The organism is Pontibacter arcticus, from assembly GCF_003284895.1.
Classification (GTDB): domain Bacteria; phylum Bacteroidota; class Bacteroidia; order Cytophagales; family Hymenobacteraceae; genus Pontibacter; species Pontibacter arcticus.
The window spans coordinates 187,757-204,607 of sequence record NZ_QMDV01000004.1 but is presented as its reverse complement, the minus strand read 5'-3'; the positions used below and the strand labels follow the sequence as shown (position 1 = coordinate 204,607).

The window sequence follows — 16,851 nt, the reverse complement described above, 5'->3', positions numbered from 1 at the left end:
TCTTGCTACCGGTATACTTGCTATAGCAACTTTTTTGCCAGACTTTTTATACTTTCTCCCTGATGGCTATTTACTTATACTTTATTTGTTGCTGCTCCTAGATCTTGCAAACCGGAAGTATAAAAAGGTTTTAGTTCTGACCTGAAACCGTAATAAAGTTCGGAGATGGAATGTTACCGACCGGTGTTTTGATTGTTGGTTTTATTTGTAGCGATACGTTGCCTCTTATATCAGCCTTCGTATTGATCAGGTTGATGATTCGGGATAATCCTTCGTAATTTGGCTGGCCATTGACCTCGGTTAGCAGCACAGGCGTAACTAACGCAATGGTATTCAGGCCTTCGCGGAGTTCTAGTTGTTTTGTTACGGTGCCGGTTAATGCTTCTTTGCCGCTTACCAATAACAGCCACTCCAGTTTGGTTACTGTTAATTTCCGGTCTGATGTTGTGTCGGGTAATTGCACGTGCAGGGCCATGTTACCGCTTACCTGCAGTTTGTTGCTGGTTAAAGAAGTGAGCAGGCTGTCGCGTTCCTGGTTGGTGAGGTTTTGGCCGGTCATCAGGCGCTGCTGCAGGTCTACGCCGTTAATTTTTACATCGGTTATACTTTCGAGCTGGTAGTTTGCTTCTGTAAAAGCCTGTATATCCTGCACTTCTTTGCAGTTGGTAAACAGCAGGATCATACTTAAAAACAGCAGCGTTCCTCTCATTTTTTCAATTCTCATTTTCCCTAGTACGCAAAAGCCCCGGCTGCGAATACAGCCGGGGCTTCAGGAATCTACTATAATTTATACTTTAAGTTAGTTAATTGGGAAGGCAATGCCAACCTGAATCGCAATCTGCTCCAGCGGTGTGTTATACTTTACCTGGGCATTGAAGTCTACTTTTTCGGTGATCGGTAGAACCATTCCGGCGCCAAGGTTTACGCCAGCCTTGTTATCAGATACATCATCGGCATCCATCCAGTTATCATCACCGGATACCTCTAATTTCGCAAAACCTACAGTTAAGCCCGTCATACCGTAAAATGATACTTTTTCAGATTTCGCAAAATAATATCGCGCGTCAAGATCCAATGTACTTACTCTACCCGACATTTCGCCGCCAAAAAAATCAATCTTCGATTTAAAGAAATAAGTAAAGCTGGGAGCAAAGCTGATCTTTTCATTAAAAAAATATTCGCCTCCAATGTGTACGCCTAGTCCTCCTTTAGAATCTAAATCTTCATCTAAAGCAGCTTCTGATCCATAAGCCAGGCCGGCGCCTAACTTAAATTTCCCCTGCTCCTGAGCAAATGTTGTACCTGCAGCCATAACAGCTACCAATAAGGCTAATAGAAAAGTTTTCATGTAATTAAAAGGTTTAATTGTTTAACTATATCCGTTAAAATTACATCTATTACCTATATATAAAAAACAATATATAAATAAAGCATCTATTTATAATCGCTCCATTTTAAAGTATAAAATGCTAGGCAGCATTAAAAAAAGCCCCGGCTGCGAATACAACCGGGGCTTTCAAATTATACTTTGAATTTTACTTGAACATGCCTTTCAGCTTGGCCAGTTTCGCCTGGAAATCATCCATCGGCTCTTCCTCTTTTTTAGCATTATCCTTTTTAGCTGTATTTCCGGTAGCTGGTCTTGCAGCTGGTTTGGCTGCATTCGGCTCGCCTTTCATACTTAGGGAGATGCGTTTGCGGTTTACATCCACTTCCATCACCGTTACTTCTACCTTCTGCCCTACTTTCACTACATCGTGCGCGTTGGTTACGAAGCGGTCTGATAGATGGCTCACGTGCACAAGGCCGTCCTGGTGCACACCTACATCCACAAAAGCACCAAAGGCAGTAATGTTGGTAATGATGCCCGGCAGTTTCATGCCTTCGCGCAGGTCTTTGATGTCGTTTACGCCTTCGGTAAAGCTAAATGCCTCAAACGTCTCGCGCGGGTCGCGGCCTGGCTTGGCAAGCTCGCTTAAAATATCCTGCAGCGTAGGCAAACCCACTTTATCGGTTACGTAATTTTTCAGGTTGATCTGCTTGCGGAGTTCTTCTTTCTGCATCAAATCGCGCACAGTTACGCCGAGATCTTTCGCCATTTGCTCTACAACCGGGTAACTTTCGGGGTGAACGGCAGAGGCATCGAGTGGATTTTTAGCATAGCGGATGCGCAGGAAACCTGCTGCCTGCTCGAACGCCTTATCGCCTAAACGGGCTACTTTTTTCAGTTCGGTGCGCGTCTTGAACGGGCCGTTCTGGTTACGGTAATCCACAATGTTCTGCGCCAACGCAGGCCCTAAACCGGAAACGTAGGTCAGTAGTTGCTTGCTGGCTGTATTCACTTCCACTCCAACGGCATTTACGCAGCTCATTACCACATCATCCAGGGTATGCTTTAAAGCAGTCTGGTCTACGTCGTGCTGGTACTGGCCTACACCTATACTTTTCGGGTCGATCTTTACCAGTTCTGCGAGCGGGTCCATCAGGCGTCGGCCAATCGAAACAGAGCCACGAACGGTAACATCCTGGTCCGGAAATTCTTCACGGGCCACTTCCGAAGCCGAGTAAATAGATGCGCCGCTTTCGTTTACCATCACCACCGCTACTGTTTTCGGCAGGTTAAGCGTATTTACAAATGCTTCCGTTTCACGGCCGGCTGTGCCGTTGCCAATCGCGATGGCTTCAATTTCATACTTGGTAACGAGGTACTTTATGTTCTGGCCTGCTTCCTGCGCTTTGCCGGCACCGGTGTGAGGGTAAATGGTTTCGTTGTGCAGCAGTTTGCCTTGTTTATCGAGCACCACCAGTTTGCAACCCGTTCTGAAACCCGGGTCAAGGGCCATCATCGTTTTCTGGCCAAGCGGCGAGGAAAGCAGCAACTGGCGCAGGTTATCAGCGAAAACACGAATAGCTTCTTCGTCAGCACGCTTCTTCGAGCTCAGGCGCACTTCAGTTTCCATACTAAGCTTCAGCATGCGTTTGTAGCAATCGCGGGCAGCCAGGCGTACCTGCTCCGAAGCCGCGTTGTTGCCTTTCACGAACATCCCTTCGAGCTTGGCGAGTGCTTCTACTTCTTCGGGTTGCGCGTTCAGCATCAGAATCATTTCGGTTTCGCCGCGGCGCATGGCCAGCACACGGTGCGAAGGTGCTTTTTCGATCGGCTCTTCCCACTCAAAATAATCCCTGAACTTCTGGCCTTCTTCTTCCTTGCCCATCATCACGCGACTCTTGAACACGCCTTTCTTCTCGAACAGCTGGCGCATACTTGCCCGTGCATCGGCATTCTCGTTTATCCATTCAGCCATGATGTCGCGGGCACCGGCCAGGGCTTCTTCGGTTGTTTTTACTTCTTTTTCTTCTGAAATAAAAGCAGCGGCTTCGGTGGTTACATCCATGTTCTCCTGCTCAAACAGACGTTGGGCTAATGGCTCCAGTCCTTTTTCGCGGGCGATGGTGGCTTTGGTGCGGCGCTTAGGTTTGTAAGGCAGGTAAATATCTTCGAGTACGGCCATGGTTTCGGCGGCCATAATGCGGGCTTCCAGTTCCGGCGTAAGTTTTTCCTGGTCTTTGATCGACTTCAGTATACTTTCGCGGCGCTTGTCCAGTTCCTGCAGCTGCTCCAGTCTGTCGCGGATGGCAGCGATCTGAACTTCGTCTAAAGAGCCGGTGGCTTCTTTGCGGTAACGCGAAATAAAAGGTACGGTCGCGCCTTCTGCCAGCAGGGCTGCGGTGGCTTCTACCTGCTTAATGGTGATAGTAAGCTCGGAGGCAATTTTTAATAAATGGTCAAGATTCGGTTCCATATGCTGGATGTGGATTAGGCCGGGGCAAATGTAGATGGTAATAGAAGTATACTTTCCGCGCTGCTGCCTTCGCCCCTGTTATCGTGTTTTAAAAGATTGTAGTAAGTTAGCAAAACCAAATTTAAGGTTTCCTGACCAAACCCGAAAGAAAAAGACAGGCTGCTTTTAGGAACCGGCCCCCGTATGCAAGCTCAATCTTCAAAAATGCGCCTTTCAGCCTCGTTTGTTCTCAGTATACTTCCGAAAAAAGTACGAAACGTGCTGATGTTGGTCTTAGTAGCATGCGTGGCTCCATCCTGTGTTATTCAGAAACCGGACGAAACACCTTTCCAGCAAGCAGCTTATTATAAAAACACATCTGAAAGTATAAATAACAGCAAACCAATTTCAATTACAGGCGATACGCTGCAAGTTGGCTGGGCGAAGGTAAACATTACGCCGCCTGCCGGAACACCGCTGGCTGGCTACGGCAAACGGCTCGGGATGAAGTATAAAACGGTACACGATTCGGTTTGGGTACGGACATTTGCTTTTGATAATGGCCAAAGTAAAGCAGTATTGATAACCCTGGACATGCTGATCGCGCCCATGAGCGTAGCTGCTGGTTTGGAGACAGAGTATGAAAAGCTGGATTTGAAACCCGACCAAGTATACTTAACGGCTACGCACACGCATACCAGTTTTGGCGGTTGGGGCAAGAAACCGGCCGGCAGAGTAATGGCCGGCAAGTATAAAAAAGCAGTTGTAAAGCAAACGGTGCAGCACATCATCCAAAGTATAAAACTGGCGCAGGTAAGGCAACAACCGGCGCGCGTAGGCTACGGAACTGCAAACGGAGCGGCGCTGATCCAAAACCGGCTTACAGGCAGTGTTACCGAGCGCGATACAACCATCCGGTTTATGAAGTTCGAACAGGCTGGCGGCGCTTCGGCTATACTTACCACGTTCTCGGCACACCCTACCATACTTCCGTCCATGCAACCTATACTTTCCAGGGATTACCCGGGCGTGCTGGTGGATGAACTGGAAAAGAACGTGAACTTTGCTGCTTTCGCGGCTGGCGCGGTGGGCAGCCATAACACCGTTTACAAGTATGGCGACACGTTTAGGAGTGTAACCGAGACCGGAACGCAACTGGCCAAAATCATACTTCGGGAAGCTAATCAACTTAAAACAGCCTATACTTCAGAACTGAGTACCCACAAAATTGAACTGGCCTTACCGGAACCACACTGGCGGCTCGGCGATAACAAGCGGTTGGCTCCGGGTCTGTTTTACGCTGTTTTCGGAAAGTATAAAGCGCACCTCAACCACCTGCAAATTGGCAATACGGTGCTGCTGGGCGTGCCCGCCGATTACTCTGGAGAATTTATGGCCGAACTTGAAACAGCAGCGAAATCAAACGGGAAGAATGTGCTGGTTACAGGTTTCAATGGCAGTTACATTGGTTATATCATCCCTGAAAAACATTACCAGCTCCGCAAGTATGAGGCACGGGACATGAATTTTTATGGCAGGCAAAGTGGTACGTATATCACACAGCTGCTTTTGCAGTTGCTTTACTAAATACTTAAGTTGAAAGATGTGTTTTGTTTTTGCTGGCGTAGCTTATGTCTTCTTTAACTTGACTAGTACTAGTTGCATAGTTGGCTTTTTCGCTCCAAGTCCGCTGGGACTCGTTTTCCCCTTCAGCGCTGTGTTAATTTCCTGCCTTACGGCTGCTGCGCACCGGAAATTCACAAGGCGCTTCATGGAAAAACTGGGATAAGTTTTTTATTTGATCAGCCGATTTATACTTTACAGAAAGTATAAAGTATACTTCAATTAAGAGCAGGTGGCTTTGGTTGAGCTAACTCCCCTCCTTTTTTCAAGGAGGGGTGCCGCAGGCGGGGTGGTTAAGCGCATAAGTTAGGCCCAGCCTGCACATGAAAAACAGCTATAAAACAAAAGATTTAAATGATGAGTATGTGCAGCTACACCGGCAAAGCCATACGTTTCAGCTACCATTTTTCGTTTCAACTGAAAAGCACATGCAACCCTTTGCCCTGTTAAATGGGTCTATTAATCGTATATTAGTCGCTTGTTCAGAAAAGCTAAAATCAGATTACCTTTAAAATCATACTTAATTTCATCATGAAAGTAAAATCCCTCACCCTCGGAAGCTTGTTAGTTTGCAGCCTTTTTTTGAGTTCCTGCGAAGATTGCGACAGCCCGACCGTAACCGAAGTAACTGAAGCCGATGCAGAATGGCTGGTGTATGAAGACCCGAAAGACACTATCCGGTTTGTAGATGAGCAGGCCAATGTGATCAAATACATCCGTACAAGCGTGAGAGGGGGAAACGTGCCCGGCAAAGACACTTCCATTGATGATGAATGCTACAAAAACCTGGATACCCAGGTAACAGTTACCATCGAGGATGTGAAACGTAAAAGCCCCGGACTTGCTACCTACGTCCTGAAAAGGCCGGACGACCTGTCTATAGGTCTGGCTGTAGAAAACCGCAAAACATACGACCTGGACGAAACAAAGCCAACCATAGAGGCTGAAGTAAATGGCAAAGTGTATCAGAATGTATTTGAGCTGACGCCTGCCGCCACTAACCCGACCGATGTAAAGCGTATACTTTTCACGAAGGCAGAAGGCTTTATCCGGATAGAGTTTAACGACAATAAATTCCTGGACCGCCAGTAAAAACCAGGTTCACAAAGTATAAAAGCGTAGCTTCTGCAAAACGGGGCTACGCTTTTTTTAAGCAGCTTCTTTTAAAGTATGAACGGCTACTCAAAATCCTTTCTGTAAATTGGCGGTTATAACTGCTTACATGCCCTGTATCAACGTCATCATCCCGGCTTACAACGAAGAACAATCCATCGCTCAGGTAGTAGCTGCTATCCCTGCCGGTTTGGTAGCGGATATCATCGTTGTCAATAACAATTCATCAGACCAAACGGCTAAGGTGGCCAGCGCTGCCGGCGCCACTGTGTTACACGAGCCCACGCCCGGTTACGGGAATGCCTGCCTGTGCGGAATTGCGTATGCCACTGCAAAACCTGAAGAGGAGCGTCCGGATATTATTGTTTTTCTGGATGGCGATTTTTCTGATCATCCCGAAGAAATGCCCTTACTGCTGGCTCCCATACTTGCCGGGAAAGCCGATATGGTGATAGGTTCGAGGGCGCTTGGTAACCGTGAGGCAGGCGCTATGATGCCACAACAGATCTTCGGAAACTGGCTGGCTACTACCTTAATGCGATGGTTTTACGGCGTAACCTATACCGACCTCGGGCCTTTCCGGGCAATAAGAACAGACGCGCTGCTGGCCCTGAACATGCGCGACCGCACCTACGGCTGGACAGTGGAAATGCAAGTGAAAGCAGCTAAAAAAAGGGTGCCCTATACCGAAGTGCCTGTAACTTATCGGAAGCGGATCGGTTTGTCTAAAGTATCAGGTACAGTGAAAGGCTCGGTGATGGCTGGCTATAAAATTATACTTACCATTTTTAAATACCTGTAACAGCACCTATGCACTTACTCAGCGGTCTTGTTCTGGTTATTTATGGCATCTGTCTGGCCTTTATTTTCGGCTACAGCCTGGTGCAGCTGCACTTAACCATACTTTACTGGCTCTGCAAACGCTCCGCACAACGTATAAAAGCATACCCAGCACCCGATGTATGGCCCGCCGTTACGGTGCAGTTGCCGGTTTACAACGAGCGTTATGTTGTAGAACGCCTGCTGGATGCTATAGCTGCTTTTGATTACCCACGCCACCTGCTCCAGGTTCAGATATTAGACGACTCTACGGACGATACCACCGAGCTGATACAGACCAGGCTAAAAACTTACGAAGGCAGCGGCATTGATTTTCAGCACATCCGGCGCGAGCGGCGAAGTGGTTTTAAAGCAGGCGCTTTGCAATATGGGCTGGCACGCGCTACCGGCGATTTCATTGCTATTTTTGATGCTGATTTTGTTCCTGGCCCCGATTTCCTGAAACGTACCATTCCTGCTTTTACTTCAACTAAAATTGGTGTGGTGCAAACCCACTGGGGCCATCTCAACCAAAATTATTCGCTGCTTACCAGGTTGCAGGCTTTCGGGTTGGATGCGCATTTTACCGTGGAGCAAAGCGGCCGCAACAGCGCCGGGCATTTTATTAATTTTAACGGTACGGCCGGCGTTTGGCGCAAAACCTGTATAACCGATGCCGGTGGCTGGCAAGCCGATACCTTAACCGAAGACCTGGATCTGAGCTACCGCGCCCAATTAAAAAACTGGCAGTTTGTATACCTCGAACAGGTCGAAACACCTTCTGAACTGCCCGTAGCGATGGGCGCTTTAAAATCGCAACAGTTCCGATGGGCAAAAGGCGCCGCCGAAACCGCCCGCAAACACCTCAGGCAAGTATGGAAATCAGATAAACCGGCCGGTACCAAAGCGCATGCAGTTTTCCATTTGCTGAACAGCGGCATTTTTATTTGCGTGCTTGTAACGGCCTTGCTGAGTGTGCCTTTGCTGTACATAAAAGCGGAGCTACCCGACCTTCAGTTTCTGTTTAAAATAGGCGCGGTGCTGTTAATCAGTTTGCTTTCGCTCAGCTTTTTTTACTGGACTGCCCTGTACCAGAAAACCCACGATGCAAGCAAAACCACCTGGCAATTTATTCCTCTTTTTCTGCTGTTTCTGAGTATGTCGATGGGGCTTTCGCTGCACAATAGCCTGGCGGTACTGGAAGGGTATATCGGCAAAAAATCCCCTTTCATCCGGACGCCCAAGTATAACATTGTGCAGGCAGCAGACAGTTGGCGGAAACAAGCTTACTTCCTGAAAAGTATAAACCTGTTAACCATACTGGAAGGAATTTTGGCGGTATATTTTTTATTTGGCATTGTGGCAGCTTTCGAGCTACATGATTTTGGCTTGCTGCCATTCCATGTGCTGCTGATGCTGGGGTTTGGTTCTGTTTTTCTATATTCGGTTTTGCATAGCAGGCGCTAACATGACCAGAAACACCGTTGCTTACCTTTTACTTGGCCTATCAGGAGTAGCCTATGTGGGCTTAGGATATTACACGCCGCGCACCGATTTTACGCAACTGCTGCTACTTTATACTTTCGTTTTCGGGGTGTATGTATATTACATCAACCTGAAAATAAACCTGTGGCACGGGCTGGCTGCAGCTATACTTTTCAGATTATTGCTGCTTTTTGCTACGCCTGCTTTATCTGATGATTATTTCCGTTTTATCTGGGATGGGCGTTTGCTGACTGCCGGCTTTAACCCGTATTTATACTTGCCTTCGTGGTTTGTAGCGGAGGGCGCTCCTGCCCTGCCCGGAATTTCCGAAACGCTTTACCAGCAACTAAACTCCCAGGTATACTTTAGCGTGTACCCACCAGTGGCGCAGGCTATTTTCTGGCTCAGCGTAAAGCTTTCTCCGGAAAGCCTGCATGAAAGTATAATCGCTATACGGGCTATACTTCTAATGGCCGAAACCGGAAGTATACTTTTGCTGTTACGCCTGCTCCGCAAAATGGCCCTCCCCGAAAAAAACGTTTTGTTCTACGCCCTGAACCCGCTGGTTATACTGGAGATTACCGGCAACCTGCACTTCGAGGGACTGATGATCTTTTTCCTGCTGGCTGCGCTGCTATTTTTATACTACAACCGTTTGGTGTGGGCGGGCGTTATGTTCGGGCTGGCTGTGAGTGTAAAATTATTGCCGCTTCTTTTCCTGCCCGTCGTGCTACGCAAGTTGGGCTGGCGCAGGTTTATACTTTTTGCGCTGCCGCTCGGGCTTACCGTACTGCTTACATTTATACCTTTGGTTACCACAGAGGTGCTGCAAAATATCTTTCAAAGCATCGATTTATACTTCCGGAAGTTCGAGTTTAATGCCAGTTTGTATTACCTGCTGCGCTGGCTTGGTTTCCGGGTGTGGGGCTATAACCAGATTGCTTTGATCGGACCGCTTTTATCGGTGGGCACGCTGGTACTTGTATGCGCGATGGCTACTGTAAAACAGATCGGTTCGTTGCGCCGCCTGATGGGCTTTATGGCTGCCGCGCTCGTGATCTACCTGTTGCTGGCCACAACGGTGCATCCCTGGTACATTACCACGCTCGTAGCCTTAACAGCAGCCAGCCATTTCCGGTTTGCCATCGTCTGGTCGGGTTTGGCTATACTTACCTATGCCGCCTACAACACGCCGGTTTACAAAGAAGACCTTAGCCTGGTTGCCCTGGAATATACGCTGGTGCTTTTGTGGCTCGTCGTGGAATTATACCTATACCGCCAGCGTCGCCGGCACGCTAATCTGGAAGTCGGATAGTTTCATCTCATTAATAACCAGCTATGTAAAGCTATCTGAGCATTTTTTATAGTTGCACTCACAGGATGATATTTAGAAATTAAATCAAAATGGAAAATTTTAATCTGTGGTTCGGAGGGCTGATAGGGTTTGGTTACATTTATTACATGATTGCAGGCCGTTTCTCTCTAAAACCTAAGGATCAACCTTTTAATAATTTATTTGAAAATAGCTTCTTTGTCAAAAATTTAGGTTTAACAGTATCAATAGCTATAATCGGGCTGTGGAGGATTAGCGATGACACTCGTGAGACATTATATTTTGCACCCATTATTTTCCTTGTTACACTAAGGATAGCAGACTTAATTTCATTATTTATTAATGACCGTCATGTTATAATTGCAACAAGATGGGACAATCCTCCTAAAGGTAAGAAAGGAATAAATTGGATTGACCGTGTTCTTTCCTTTTTAATAATATTCATACCTATGATTTCTTGCGGACTTATTATGAATAAATTGAATTTTGGAGTATTTATTAAATAAACATTCCTGACGCAAGTAAAAAGCATTTGTATGATTTACTCCTAACTAGTAAAACAGTTATTAACAGATGTGCGATCGCTAAAACCAAATGCAAAGTATAAAAATCAAAAAAGTAACGACCGAAGATATAGCGCGGCTACAGGAAATTAGCCGACAAACTTTTACAGAAACTTTTGCGGAAGGCAACACAGAGGAGAACCTGAAACAATACCTGGAAGAAGGCTTCTCACTTGAAAAACTGACTGCCGAACTCAGCAACGAAAACTCCGAATTTTATTTTGCGACAGAGAACACAAACGTAATAGGCTACCTGAAACTCAACTTTGGCAAGGCTCAGACAGAATTGAAAAGCAAAGAAGCTTTGGAGATAGAAAGGATCTATGTTCTGAAAGAGTATCACGGGAAAAAAGTCGGGCAAGTGCTTTATGAATTCGCGCTAAAAGTGGCAAAGCAGAAAGATGCCAGTTACGTTTGGTTGGGTGTTTGGGAAGAAAACCATAGGGCTATCCGTTTCTACAAAAAGAACGGCTTTGTGGCGTTCGATAAACACATTTTCAGATTAGGGAACGATGAGCAGACAGATATTATGATGAAGCTGCATCTAAAGTAAAAACAAAGTATAAATCCGCCTATTTTACCCGATCGCTAGCTAAAAGTATAAATCCACCTTAACCTAAATAATTAATAAATATTTATTGTTTTTCAATAAAATATTATTGATATTTGTTTCATACTTTTAAATCAAAAGGCGATGAAGACAAATACACACTTTATTTTCACGACGGTTAACGTCCTGTTCTGGATCGTATTTATTGGTTTGTGCATTAAAACCGGCGCGCTCCTTTTCTCATTTTTTGTCAGTCTGTTTATAAATCCGGCAGGTTCTCAGAATCTATACTCCGGATTAAACCTTTCCGGGCTCCACCACTTTAGCAGGCACAACTATATCTCCATCATGTCGCTGCTGATTGCGCTTTCGGCCCTGAAGGCGTATATGGCCTTTCTGGTTATCCAGATCTTCCAGAAAATCGACCTGAGCCAACCCTTCAACGTAATGGTTTCCAAATTAATAAATAACATCAGCGAAGTGGCGCTTGGCGCCGGAATTCTGGCCATTATAGCCGAAGGTTATGCCAAATGGCTTTACAAAAAATCTCCTGACATCGGCAACCTGCACCAGTACTTTGATAATGGGAGCGAATTTCTTTTCCTGGCCGGGATCATCTTCGTAATCGCACAGATCTTTAAGAAAGGCGTTGAAATACAGTCTGAAAACGAGTTAACCGTTTAGCTATGCCGATTATTGTAAATCTGGATGTGATGATGGCGAAGCGCAAGATGTCACTGAACGAGCTCTCGGAAAAAGTAGGACTAACCCTGGCCAATCTTTCTATTCTGAAAACAGGAAAAGCAAAAGCCATCCGTTTCAGTACGCTGGAAACTATCTGTAAAGTGCTCGATTGCCAACCCAGCGACTTGCTGGAGTATAAAGAAAGTGATTAATGCGCTTCTTCGTAGCTTTTTTCGCCAGCAGGAACCGGGATGGTTAAAAAGTTTTGTTTAGGCGGCAACGGGCACGTGGCGTAAGGAACAAAAGCGCAGGGCGGGTTGGTGGCTTTGTTAAAATCAAGGATGATCTTGCCATCTGCGCCCGGTTTATCGGCATACAGGTAGCGGCCCGCGCCATAGGTTTCGGTTCCGTTGGTCTTATCCGCAAAAATCACGAAATACGAGTCTCCTTCGCCAAGCGCATCCAGCCTGTGCTCTTTACCATCAACCGTAAAAACGAGCGTTCCCGGAGATTCCTCTTGGGCCGTTTGCCCCAGCACATTGGTTATGGCAATCTTCTTCGGGAAAATACCGGATTCGAGGCGGGCTTCTACTCGCCAGTCGGTGGTAACGGGGTAGCGTGTAATGCCTTTAAAGTTGAGGCGCGCATCGCTTTGGGTATCGCGCAGCCGGATGCCATACTTGTTACCGCGTTTGATGACATACCATTTCAGGGAGCCATACTTCATTTCGGGCGCATCTTTGGTGCCGCGCTCAAAAACAACTGCTTCGGTTACCTGTTTGTTGTTCACTAAAATAGCTGTTTTGTTGTGCACCTGCAGCGTTACTTCGTTCCCGGAAAGTATAAACGTACCTGCCCGCGCCGCAATCTTGCCTTCCGGAAAAACCAGGTCATTGCCTGCAGCGCTTCCGAATGTGTTCTCTCCTTCGTTCAGCCAGAATAAGCCGGCTAAGGCCAGCCAGCCATCTTCGGCTTTTAGCTTTGCTTCGCGCTCCTGGTGCCACGCGTTTATACTTGCTTCGTAAGCTGCAACATCCTGTACAGCTGTCTGGGTAGTTTGCTCCTGCTTGCTGGTGCAGGCGGCCAGACTCAGAATCAAAACAAAAGCTATACTTATACTTACTCTTATACTTTTCATGATGCTTTATACTTTAAGGCGCTGATTTAAAACCAACGTTGATGAGCGCAAAGTTAATTACTTATTGCATATGTAATTTTTGGTTTTACAGTAAGAGATGAGCTGCTGAACTGGCAAATCAGCAAATAAAAGTATACTTTAACTACAACACTTTCACTTAGCTTTAATGTAGTACGATGGCCCGATCAGAAAAAGAAAAAATGCTTGCCGGCGAATTATACGATGCGCTGGATCAACAACTTTCGGAAGAACGCCTGCAGGCCCGGCTGCTTTTAAAAGCCCTGAACGACGCACCCGAAGACCAACCCGAAAAACGTGCTGCTATACTTGCCAAATTAATTCCGGAAGCCGGCGACGGCCTTTGGATCCAAACTCCTTTTTACTGCGATTACGGCACCAACATTAAAACCGGCGAGAAGGTATTTTTCAACTTTAACTGCGTGGTGCTGGATGTGATGCAGGTAACCATTGGCAGCCGCACTTTATTTGGCCCGAATGTGCAGCTTTACACCGCTACGCACCCAATGGATTACAAAGAACGCGCTTCCGGGCTGGAGTTTGCCAAGCCGATCACCATCGGGGAAGATGTTTGGGTGGGCGGCAGCGCCGTTATTTGCCCAGGCGTATCCATCGGCGACCGCAGTGTAATTGGGGCCGGTAGCGTGGTGACAAAGGATATTCCGGCAAATGTATTTGCGGCCGGAAACCCCTGCAAAGTGATCCGGAATCTGAAAGAAAATGAGCCGGCTTAAACGCTTTTGCCACCACTCCATCCACAAAGTATAAACCTCGAACCAGTTTCTAACATGCTCTTGCTTAAGAAGGAGAAACTGAAGCGATAATAAACCCTGGTTATACTTTAAAGCAAGTATGACCGGGCTTTTTTTATTTCTCTTTTTCGACGTCGCGCATCGGGTGTATCAGGAAATCGTTGAGGGGTTTCACCGCTCTAAAAGCAGTTAATACCACATCCATAAAATCAGCCTGAAGCACTACTTTATCGGGCAGGTTCATTACACCGTTCCAGCCTTTATAGCGCAGGTATTCGATGGCCGGGTTGTCTTTATCGTAGCCTTTGGGAGTTGTTTTGAGCTGGTCGCCGGTAATGCCCTTGAAATGTTTTTTAAACGCCGGCGCTTCCAGAATTTGCTTAAACTCATCGAGGCTGTAATCAATTTCCTGGCGCACGGCTTTTAGCTGCTCTGCCGGTGGGTACCACAGCCCGCCTGCCAGAAAAGATTTGTCGTTGCCGGCCAAATGTAAATAGTAACCCGGGTAAATAGACTTGCGCCCGCCTTCTGCTATATAAGCCCCAAAATGATCTTTGTATGGCCTTTTATCAGTTGAGAAACGCACATCGCGGTAAATCCTGAACACCAAATCTTTGCCCTTCTGGTCGCGTACTACGGGCTCAAATTTTTCCATGCCAGGCAGCATTTCATCCAGAAAAGCAATGTAATTCTGGCGGGCAGCATCGTAGCGCTTTTTGTTTTCTGCAAACCATTCGCGGGCGTTGTGCTCGGCCAGTTCAGCCAGAAAGTTGAGCGTGCTTTTATCTATTGTGGTAGCCATGTAGCTTTTTTCTTCTTTTGATCAAGAATCTATACTTGGTTTTGGCGCGGTAAGGTTGCCTCTACTTCAATTATGAATCGCGTTTCCAGTAGGCGTAGCGGCTTATTTTTTTCAGTTTCAGGTTGCGGCCGTCCCAGGTTTGTTGCTGCAACAAATGGTTTGGGTAGGCTTTTGCAAACCAATAGCTGTTCACTTTCGCCGAGTCGAGTTGTACCTGCACCTGCCATACTTCCGCTTCGTTAAGCTGGGCATTTATACTTCGGATGTGGGCTTTGTACACCACCGGCGCTTTGGCCTGGTTGGTTTGCTGCGTTTCTAAAATATTAGCGTCAAAAGTCGGGTTGTCGGTAAACTTTAAAGCCCGCAAGGTATACGGAAGCTGATCTTCTACGAGCAGCTCTTTTGGTAATTGATGCATGCCTGTCCCTTGCCCATCGAAGTATGAATTATAGCTCAGATCGAAATTTGCGCCCTTATCTGTGATCGATTTAAACGTATTGCCACACCATTCCTGCGACGAAGTTGTGAGTTTATGCAATGCCCACGGCCTGTCGCGAAGTATAAATACGGAGGTCAGGTAATGGTAAGGATAATTGTCTGTTTCGATACGGGCAAAACTGTTTACTTTCAGCACTTCAAAAAGATCATTGCGGGTATAATCATCGGTCTTCACATTATTTTCCCGGTTAAAATCTTCTTTCACCGTCAGAACCGCGTATTCGTACGCCCGGTTTTTTCCGTAAATCATGCGTTCGGCATCGTATATGGCTACTTCGGCCAGGCCATCGTCCCAGTGTTTAGCCTTTGCCCAAGTCTGGTTAAAATAGGTTGCTAACTGGTTGTATTCTTTTGCCGGCGCATTGCCAGCCTCACTTCCTGCGTTCCGGGAGGTGCAGCCTGCCAGTGCGCACCAGGCCCAAAGTATAAAACCACAAAATCGTGTCGTCATTTTTTTGTTCTTAAGAAGCGAAGCTACGGCTATATTTTTTATACTGAAATGCTGAACCAACCCTGCCTGTAGTGTACTGATTTATACTTTGGAAAGCGCTGGTAACAGACTAATCACTCCTGCCCAAGCTCAGAAAAATCAAAATCCTCGGCTTTGTCAACGTCAGAAAGTATGGGCAACAACGTATAAGTCAGGTGCAGCGCCCTGGTATCTTTGAGCGTATCCGGAAAAACGTGTTCGGTGCTCCACTGCTTATTCCGGAAAAATGGCAGGTGCAGTTTTTTCATGCCAAGCAGGTAATAACCGCCATCCAGCGCCGGGCCAATAACTACGTCATGGGTTTCGAGTGCAGCAAAAGCCTGTTGTATAATTTCCTGGGTCAATTGCTGGCAATCGCTCCCGATGATCACCACCGAAGTATAACCAGACGCAAAAGCGTTTTCAAAAGCAGCATTCATTTTCTCACCCAGATCGCCTTCGGGCTGCAGGGCCTTCTGGTAAATATCGTCGGGCCAGTTATCGTTATGCGCTATTTTTTCGGCGTAATACACCAGTTTATCTACGGGGAGTTGCTGTGTAACCTGGCGTGTGTGCTGCAATAAATGAATGTATACTTCCAGCGCTACTTCGGGACCAACGGTGGCTGCCAGGCGGGTTTTAACTTTGCCAAGCTCCGGGTTGCGCACAAATAACAACAAGAGTTTAGTCTGCTCCATATACTTTTTCTCCTTTGTGTAACCAGATTCCCCAGCTCTTAGCATAAGCATGCACTTGTTTGGTGCGGCCCGCTTTGTTATAAACCGGCAGCCCGGTGTTTACCCAATCAAAAAGGCCACCATACAAATTCCGGACATTGGTGAAACCGGCTTCCTGTAGCTGCTCTCCTACTTTTTCGCTACGGTAGCCCACAGAACAGTATACGACAAGCGGTGTGTTTTTAGGAATGTCCTTCAGTTTAGAAACCTCGAACGTATCATAGCCTACCAGCCTGGCTCCTTTCAGGTGGCTGACTTTATACTCTTCGGGAGCGCGGGCATCCAGCAAAACAGGAGGCTGTTTCTGCTGCATTTGTTCTTTAAGCTCCGCTGATTTTATAACCGGAACCGTATGGCTATACAGCCCGCGCAACATCAGCGCGTACGCGTTATTGTTTGTTTGTCCGCAGGCTTGCAAGCTTACAGACCAGCAAACCAAAAGTGCGAAGTATAGTTTTTTGAGTTCCAAGCGGTAGTATACTTTT

19 protein-coding genes are annotated in these 16,851 nt (G+C 46.7%); 11 read left to right on the top strand and 8 right to left on the bottom strand.

The genetic code is table 11. The annotated features are described in order from the left end of the window. Positions 1 to 130: 130 nt before the first annotated feature. The 3 genes from DP923_RS13680 to DP923_RS13670 all read right to left on the bottom strand — a co-directional run bounded on the left by DP923_RS13680 (position 131) and on the right by DP923_RS13670 (position 3,803). The gene (locus DP923_RS13680) at positions 131 to 724 is read right to left on the bottom strand and encodes a hypothetical protein (protein ID WP_239021039.1); all 594 of its coding nucleotides are present in this window, start codon (positions 722 to 724) and stop codon (positions 131 to 133) included. A 75-nt stretch (positions 725 to 799) separates the two neighbouring features. Then, on the bottom strand, positions 800 to 1,348 hold the full coding sequence (locus DP923_RS13675; protein WP_112306428.1) for a porin family protein: 549 nt from the start codon (positions 1,346 to 1,348) through the stop codon (positions 800 to 802). A 187-nt stretch (positions 1,349 to 1,535) separates the two neighbouring features. After that, the gene (locus tag DP923_RS13670) at positions 1,536 to 3,803 is read right to left on the bottom strand and encodes a Tex family protein (protein ID WP_112306427.1); all 2,268 of its coding nucleotides are present in this window, start codon (positions 3,801 to 3,803) and stop codon (positions 1,536 to 1,538) included. Positions 3,804 to 4,007: 204 nt separating this feature from the next. Here DP923_RS13670 and DP923_RS13665 point away from each other — a divergent pair, with 204 nt between their 5' ends. The 10 genes from DP923_RS13665 (at position 4,008) to DP923_RS13625 (ending at position 12,164) form a co-directional block, all read left to right on the top strand. Beyond that, a complete protein-coding gene (locus DP923_RS13665) occupies positions 4,008 to 5,369 on the top strand; it encodes a neutral/alkaline non-lysosomal ceramidase N-terminal domain-containing protein (RefSeq protein ID WP_112306710.1) in 1,362 nt (453 codons plus the stop codon). 359 nt (positions 5,370 to 5,728) lie between these two features. Beyond that, a complete protein-coding gene (locus DP923_RS16585; RefSeq protein ID WP_125047737.1) occupies positions 5,729 to 5,917 on the top strand; it encodes a hypothetical protein in 189 nt (62 codons plus the stop codon). Positions 5,918 to 5,936: 19 nt separating this feature from the next. Further along, positions 5,937 to 6,497 (top strand): hypothetical protein, encoded by a 561-nt coding sequence (locus DP923_RS13660; RefSeq protein WP_112306426.1) that lies wholly within the window; start codon positions 5,937 to 5,939, stop codon positions 6,495 to 6,497. Between the two features lie 130 nt (positions 6,498 to 6,627). Then, on the top strand, positions 6,628 to 7,320 hold the full coding sequence (locus DP923_RS13655; RefSeq protein WP_112306425.1) for a glycosyltransferase family 2 protein: 693 nt from the start codon (positions 6,628 to 6,630) through the stop codon (positions 7,318 to 7,320). Between the two features lie 8 nt (positions 7,321 to 7,328). Then, on the top strand, positions 7,329 to 8,804 hold the full coding sequence (locus DP923_RS13650) for a cellulose synthase family protein (RefSeq protein ID WP_112306424.1): 1,476 nt from the start codon (positions 7,329 to 7,331) through the stop codon (positions 8,802 to 8,804). 1 nt (position 8,805) lies between these two features. Beyond that, positions 8,806 to 10,137, top strand: coding sequence for a glycosyltransferase 87 family protein (locus DP923_RS13645; RefSeq protein WP_112306423.1), 1,332 nt, complete (start codon positions 8,806 to 8,808; stop codon positions 10,135 to 10,137). 89 nt (positions 10,138 to 10,226) lie between these two features. Then, positions 10,227 to 10,661 (top strand): hypothetical protein, encoded by a 435-nt coding sequence (locus DP923_RS13640; protein ID WP_112306422.1) that lies wholly within the window; start codon positions 10,227 to 10,229, stop codon positions 10,659 to 10,661. An 88-nt stretch (positions 10,662 to 10,749) separates the two neighbouring features. Further along, the gene (locus DP923_RS13635; protein ID WP_112306421.1) at positions 10,750 to 11,271 is read left to right on the top strand and encodes a GNAT family N-acetyltransferase; all 522 of its coding nucleotides are present in this window, start codon (positions 10,750 to 10,752) and stop codon (positions 11,269 to 11,271) included. A 141-nt stretch (positions 11,272 to 11,412) separates the two neighbouring features. After that, positions 11,413 to 11,952, top strand: a complete 540-nt coding sequence (locus tag DP923_RS13630) for a DUF2975 domain-containing protein (protein ID WP_112306420.1) — start codon at positions 11,413 to 11,415, stop codon at positions 11,950 to 11,952. Positions 11,953 to 11,954: 2 nt separating this feature from the next. Next, complete coding sequence (locus DP923_RS13625) at positions 11,955 to 12,164, top strand: helix-turn-helix domain-containing protein (RefSeq protein WP_112306419.1); 210 nt, start codon at positions 11,955 to 11,957, stop codon at positions 12,162 to 12,164. Here the strand turns inward: DP923_RS13625 and DP923_RS13620 are convergent. Beyond that, positions 12,161 to 13,090, bottom strand: a complete 930-nt coding sequence (locus DP923_RS13620) for a DUF1684 domain-containing protein (RefSeq protein WP_112306418.1) — start codon at positions 13,088 to 13,090, stop codon at positions 12,161 to 12,163. The two genes, DP923_RS13625 and DP923_RS13620, sit on opposite strands and share 4 nt — an antisense overlap. Before the next feature lie 176 nt (positions 13,091 to 13,266). Here DP923_RS13620 and DP923_RS13615 point away from each other — a divergent pair, with 176 nt between their 5' ends. After that, a complete protein-coding gene (locus DP923_RS13615) occupies positions 13,267 to 13,842 on the top strand; it encodes a sugar O-acetyltransferase (RefSeq protein ID WP_112306417.1) in 576 nt (191 codons plus the stop codon). Positions 13,843 to 13,975: 133 nt separating this feature from the next. Here DP923_RS13615 and DP923_RS13610 read toward each other — a convergent pair whose 3' ends face one another. The 4 genes from DP923_RS13610 to DP923_RS13595 form a co-directional block, all read right to left on the bottom strand. Next, positions 13,976 to 14,662 carry a DUF2461 domain-containing protein gene (locus tag DP923_RS13610; protein WP_112306416.1) on the bottom strand — a complete coding sequence of 229 codons (687 nt, stop codon included), beginning with the start codon at positions 14,660 to 14,662 and terminating at the stop codon, positions 13,976 to 13,978. 70 nt (positions 14,663 to 14,732) lie between these two features. Next, positions 14,733 to 15,611 (bottom strand): hypothetical protein, encoded by an 879-nt coding sequence (locus DP923_RS13605; protein ID WP_125047735.1) that lies wholly within the window; start codon positions 15,609 to 15,611, stop codon positions 14,733 to 14,735. Positions 15,612 to 15,724: 113 nt separating this feature from the next. After that, positions 15,725 to 16,327, bottom strand: a complete 603-nt coding sequence (locus tag DP923_RS13600) for a TIGR04282 family arsenosugar biosynthesis glycosyltransferase (protein ID WP_112306414.1) — start codon at positions 16,325 to 16,327, stop codon at positions 15,725 to 15,727. Beyond that, positions 16,314 to 16,835: a rhodanese-like domain-containing protein gene (locus DP923_RS13595; protein WP_239021038.1), complete on the bottom strand. Its 522-nt coding sequence runs from the start codon at positions 16,833 to 16,835 to the stop codon at positions 16,314 to 16,316. Before DP923_RS13595 ends, DP923_RS13600 begins: the two co-directional genes overlap by 14 nt. Between the last annotated feature and the right edge of the window lie 16 nt (positions 16,836 to 16,851).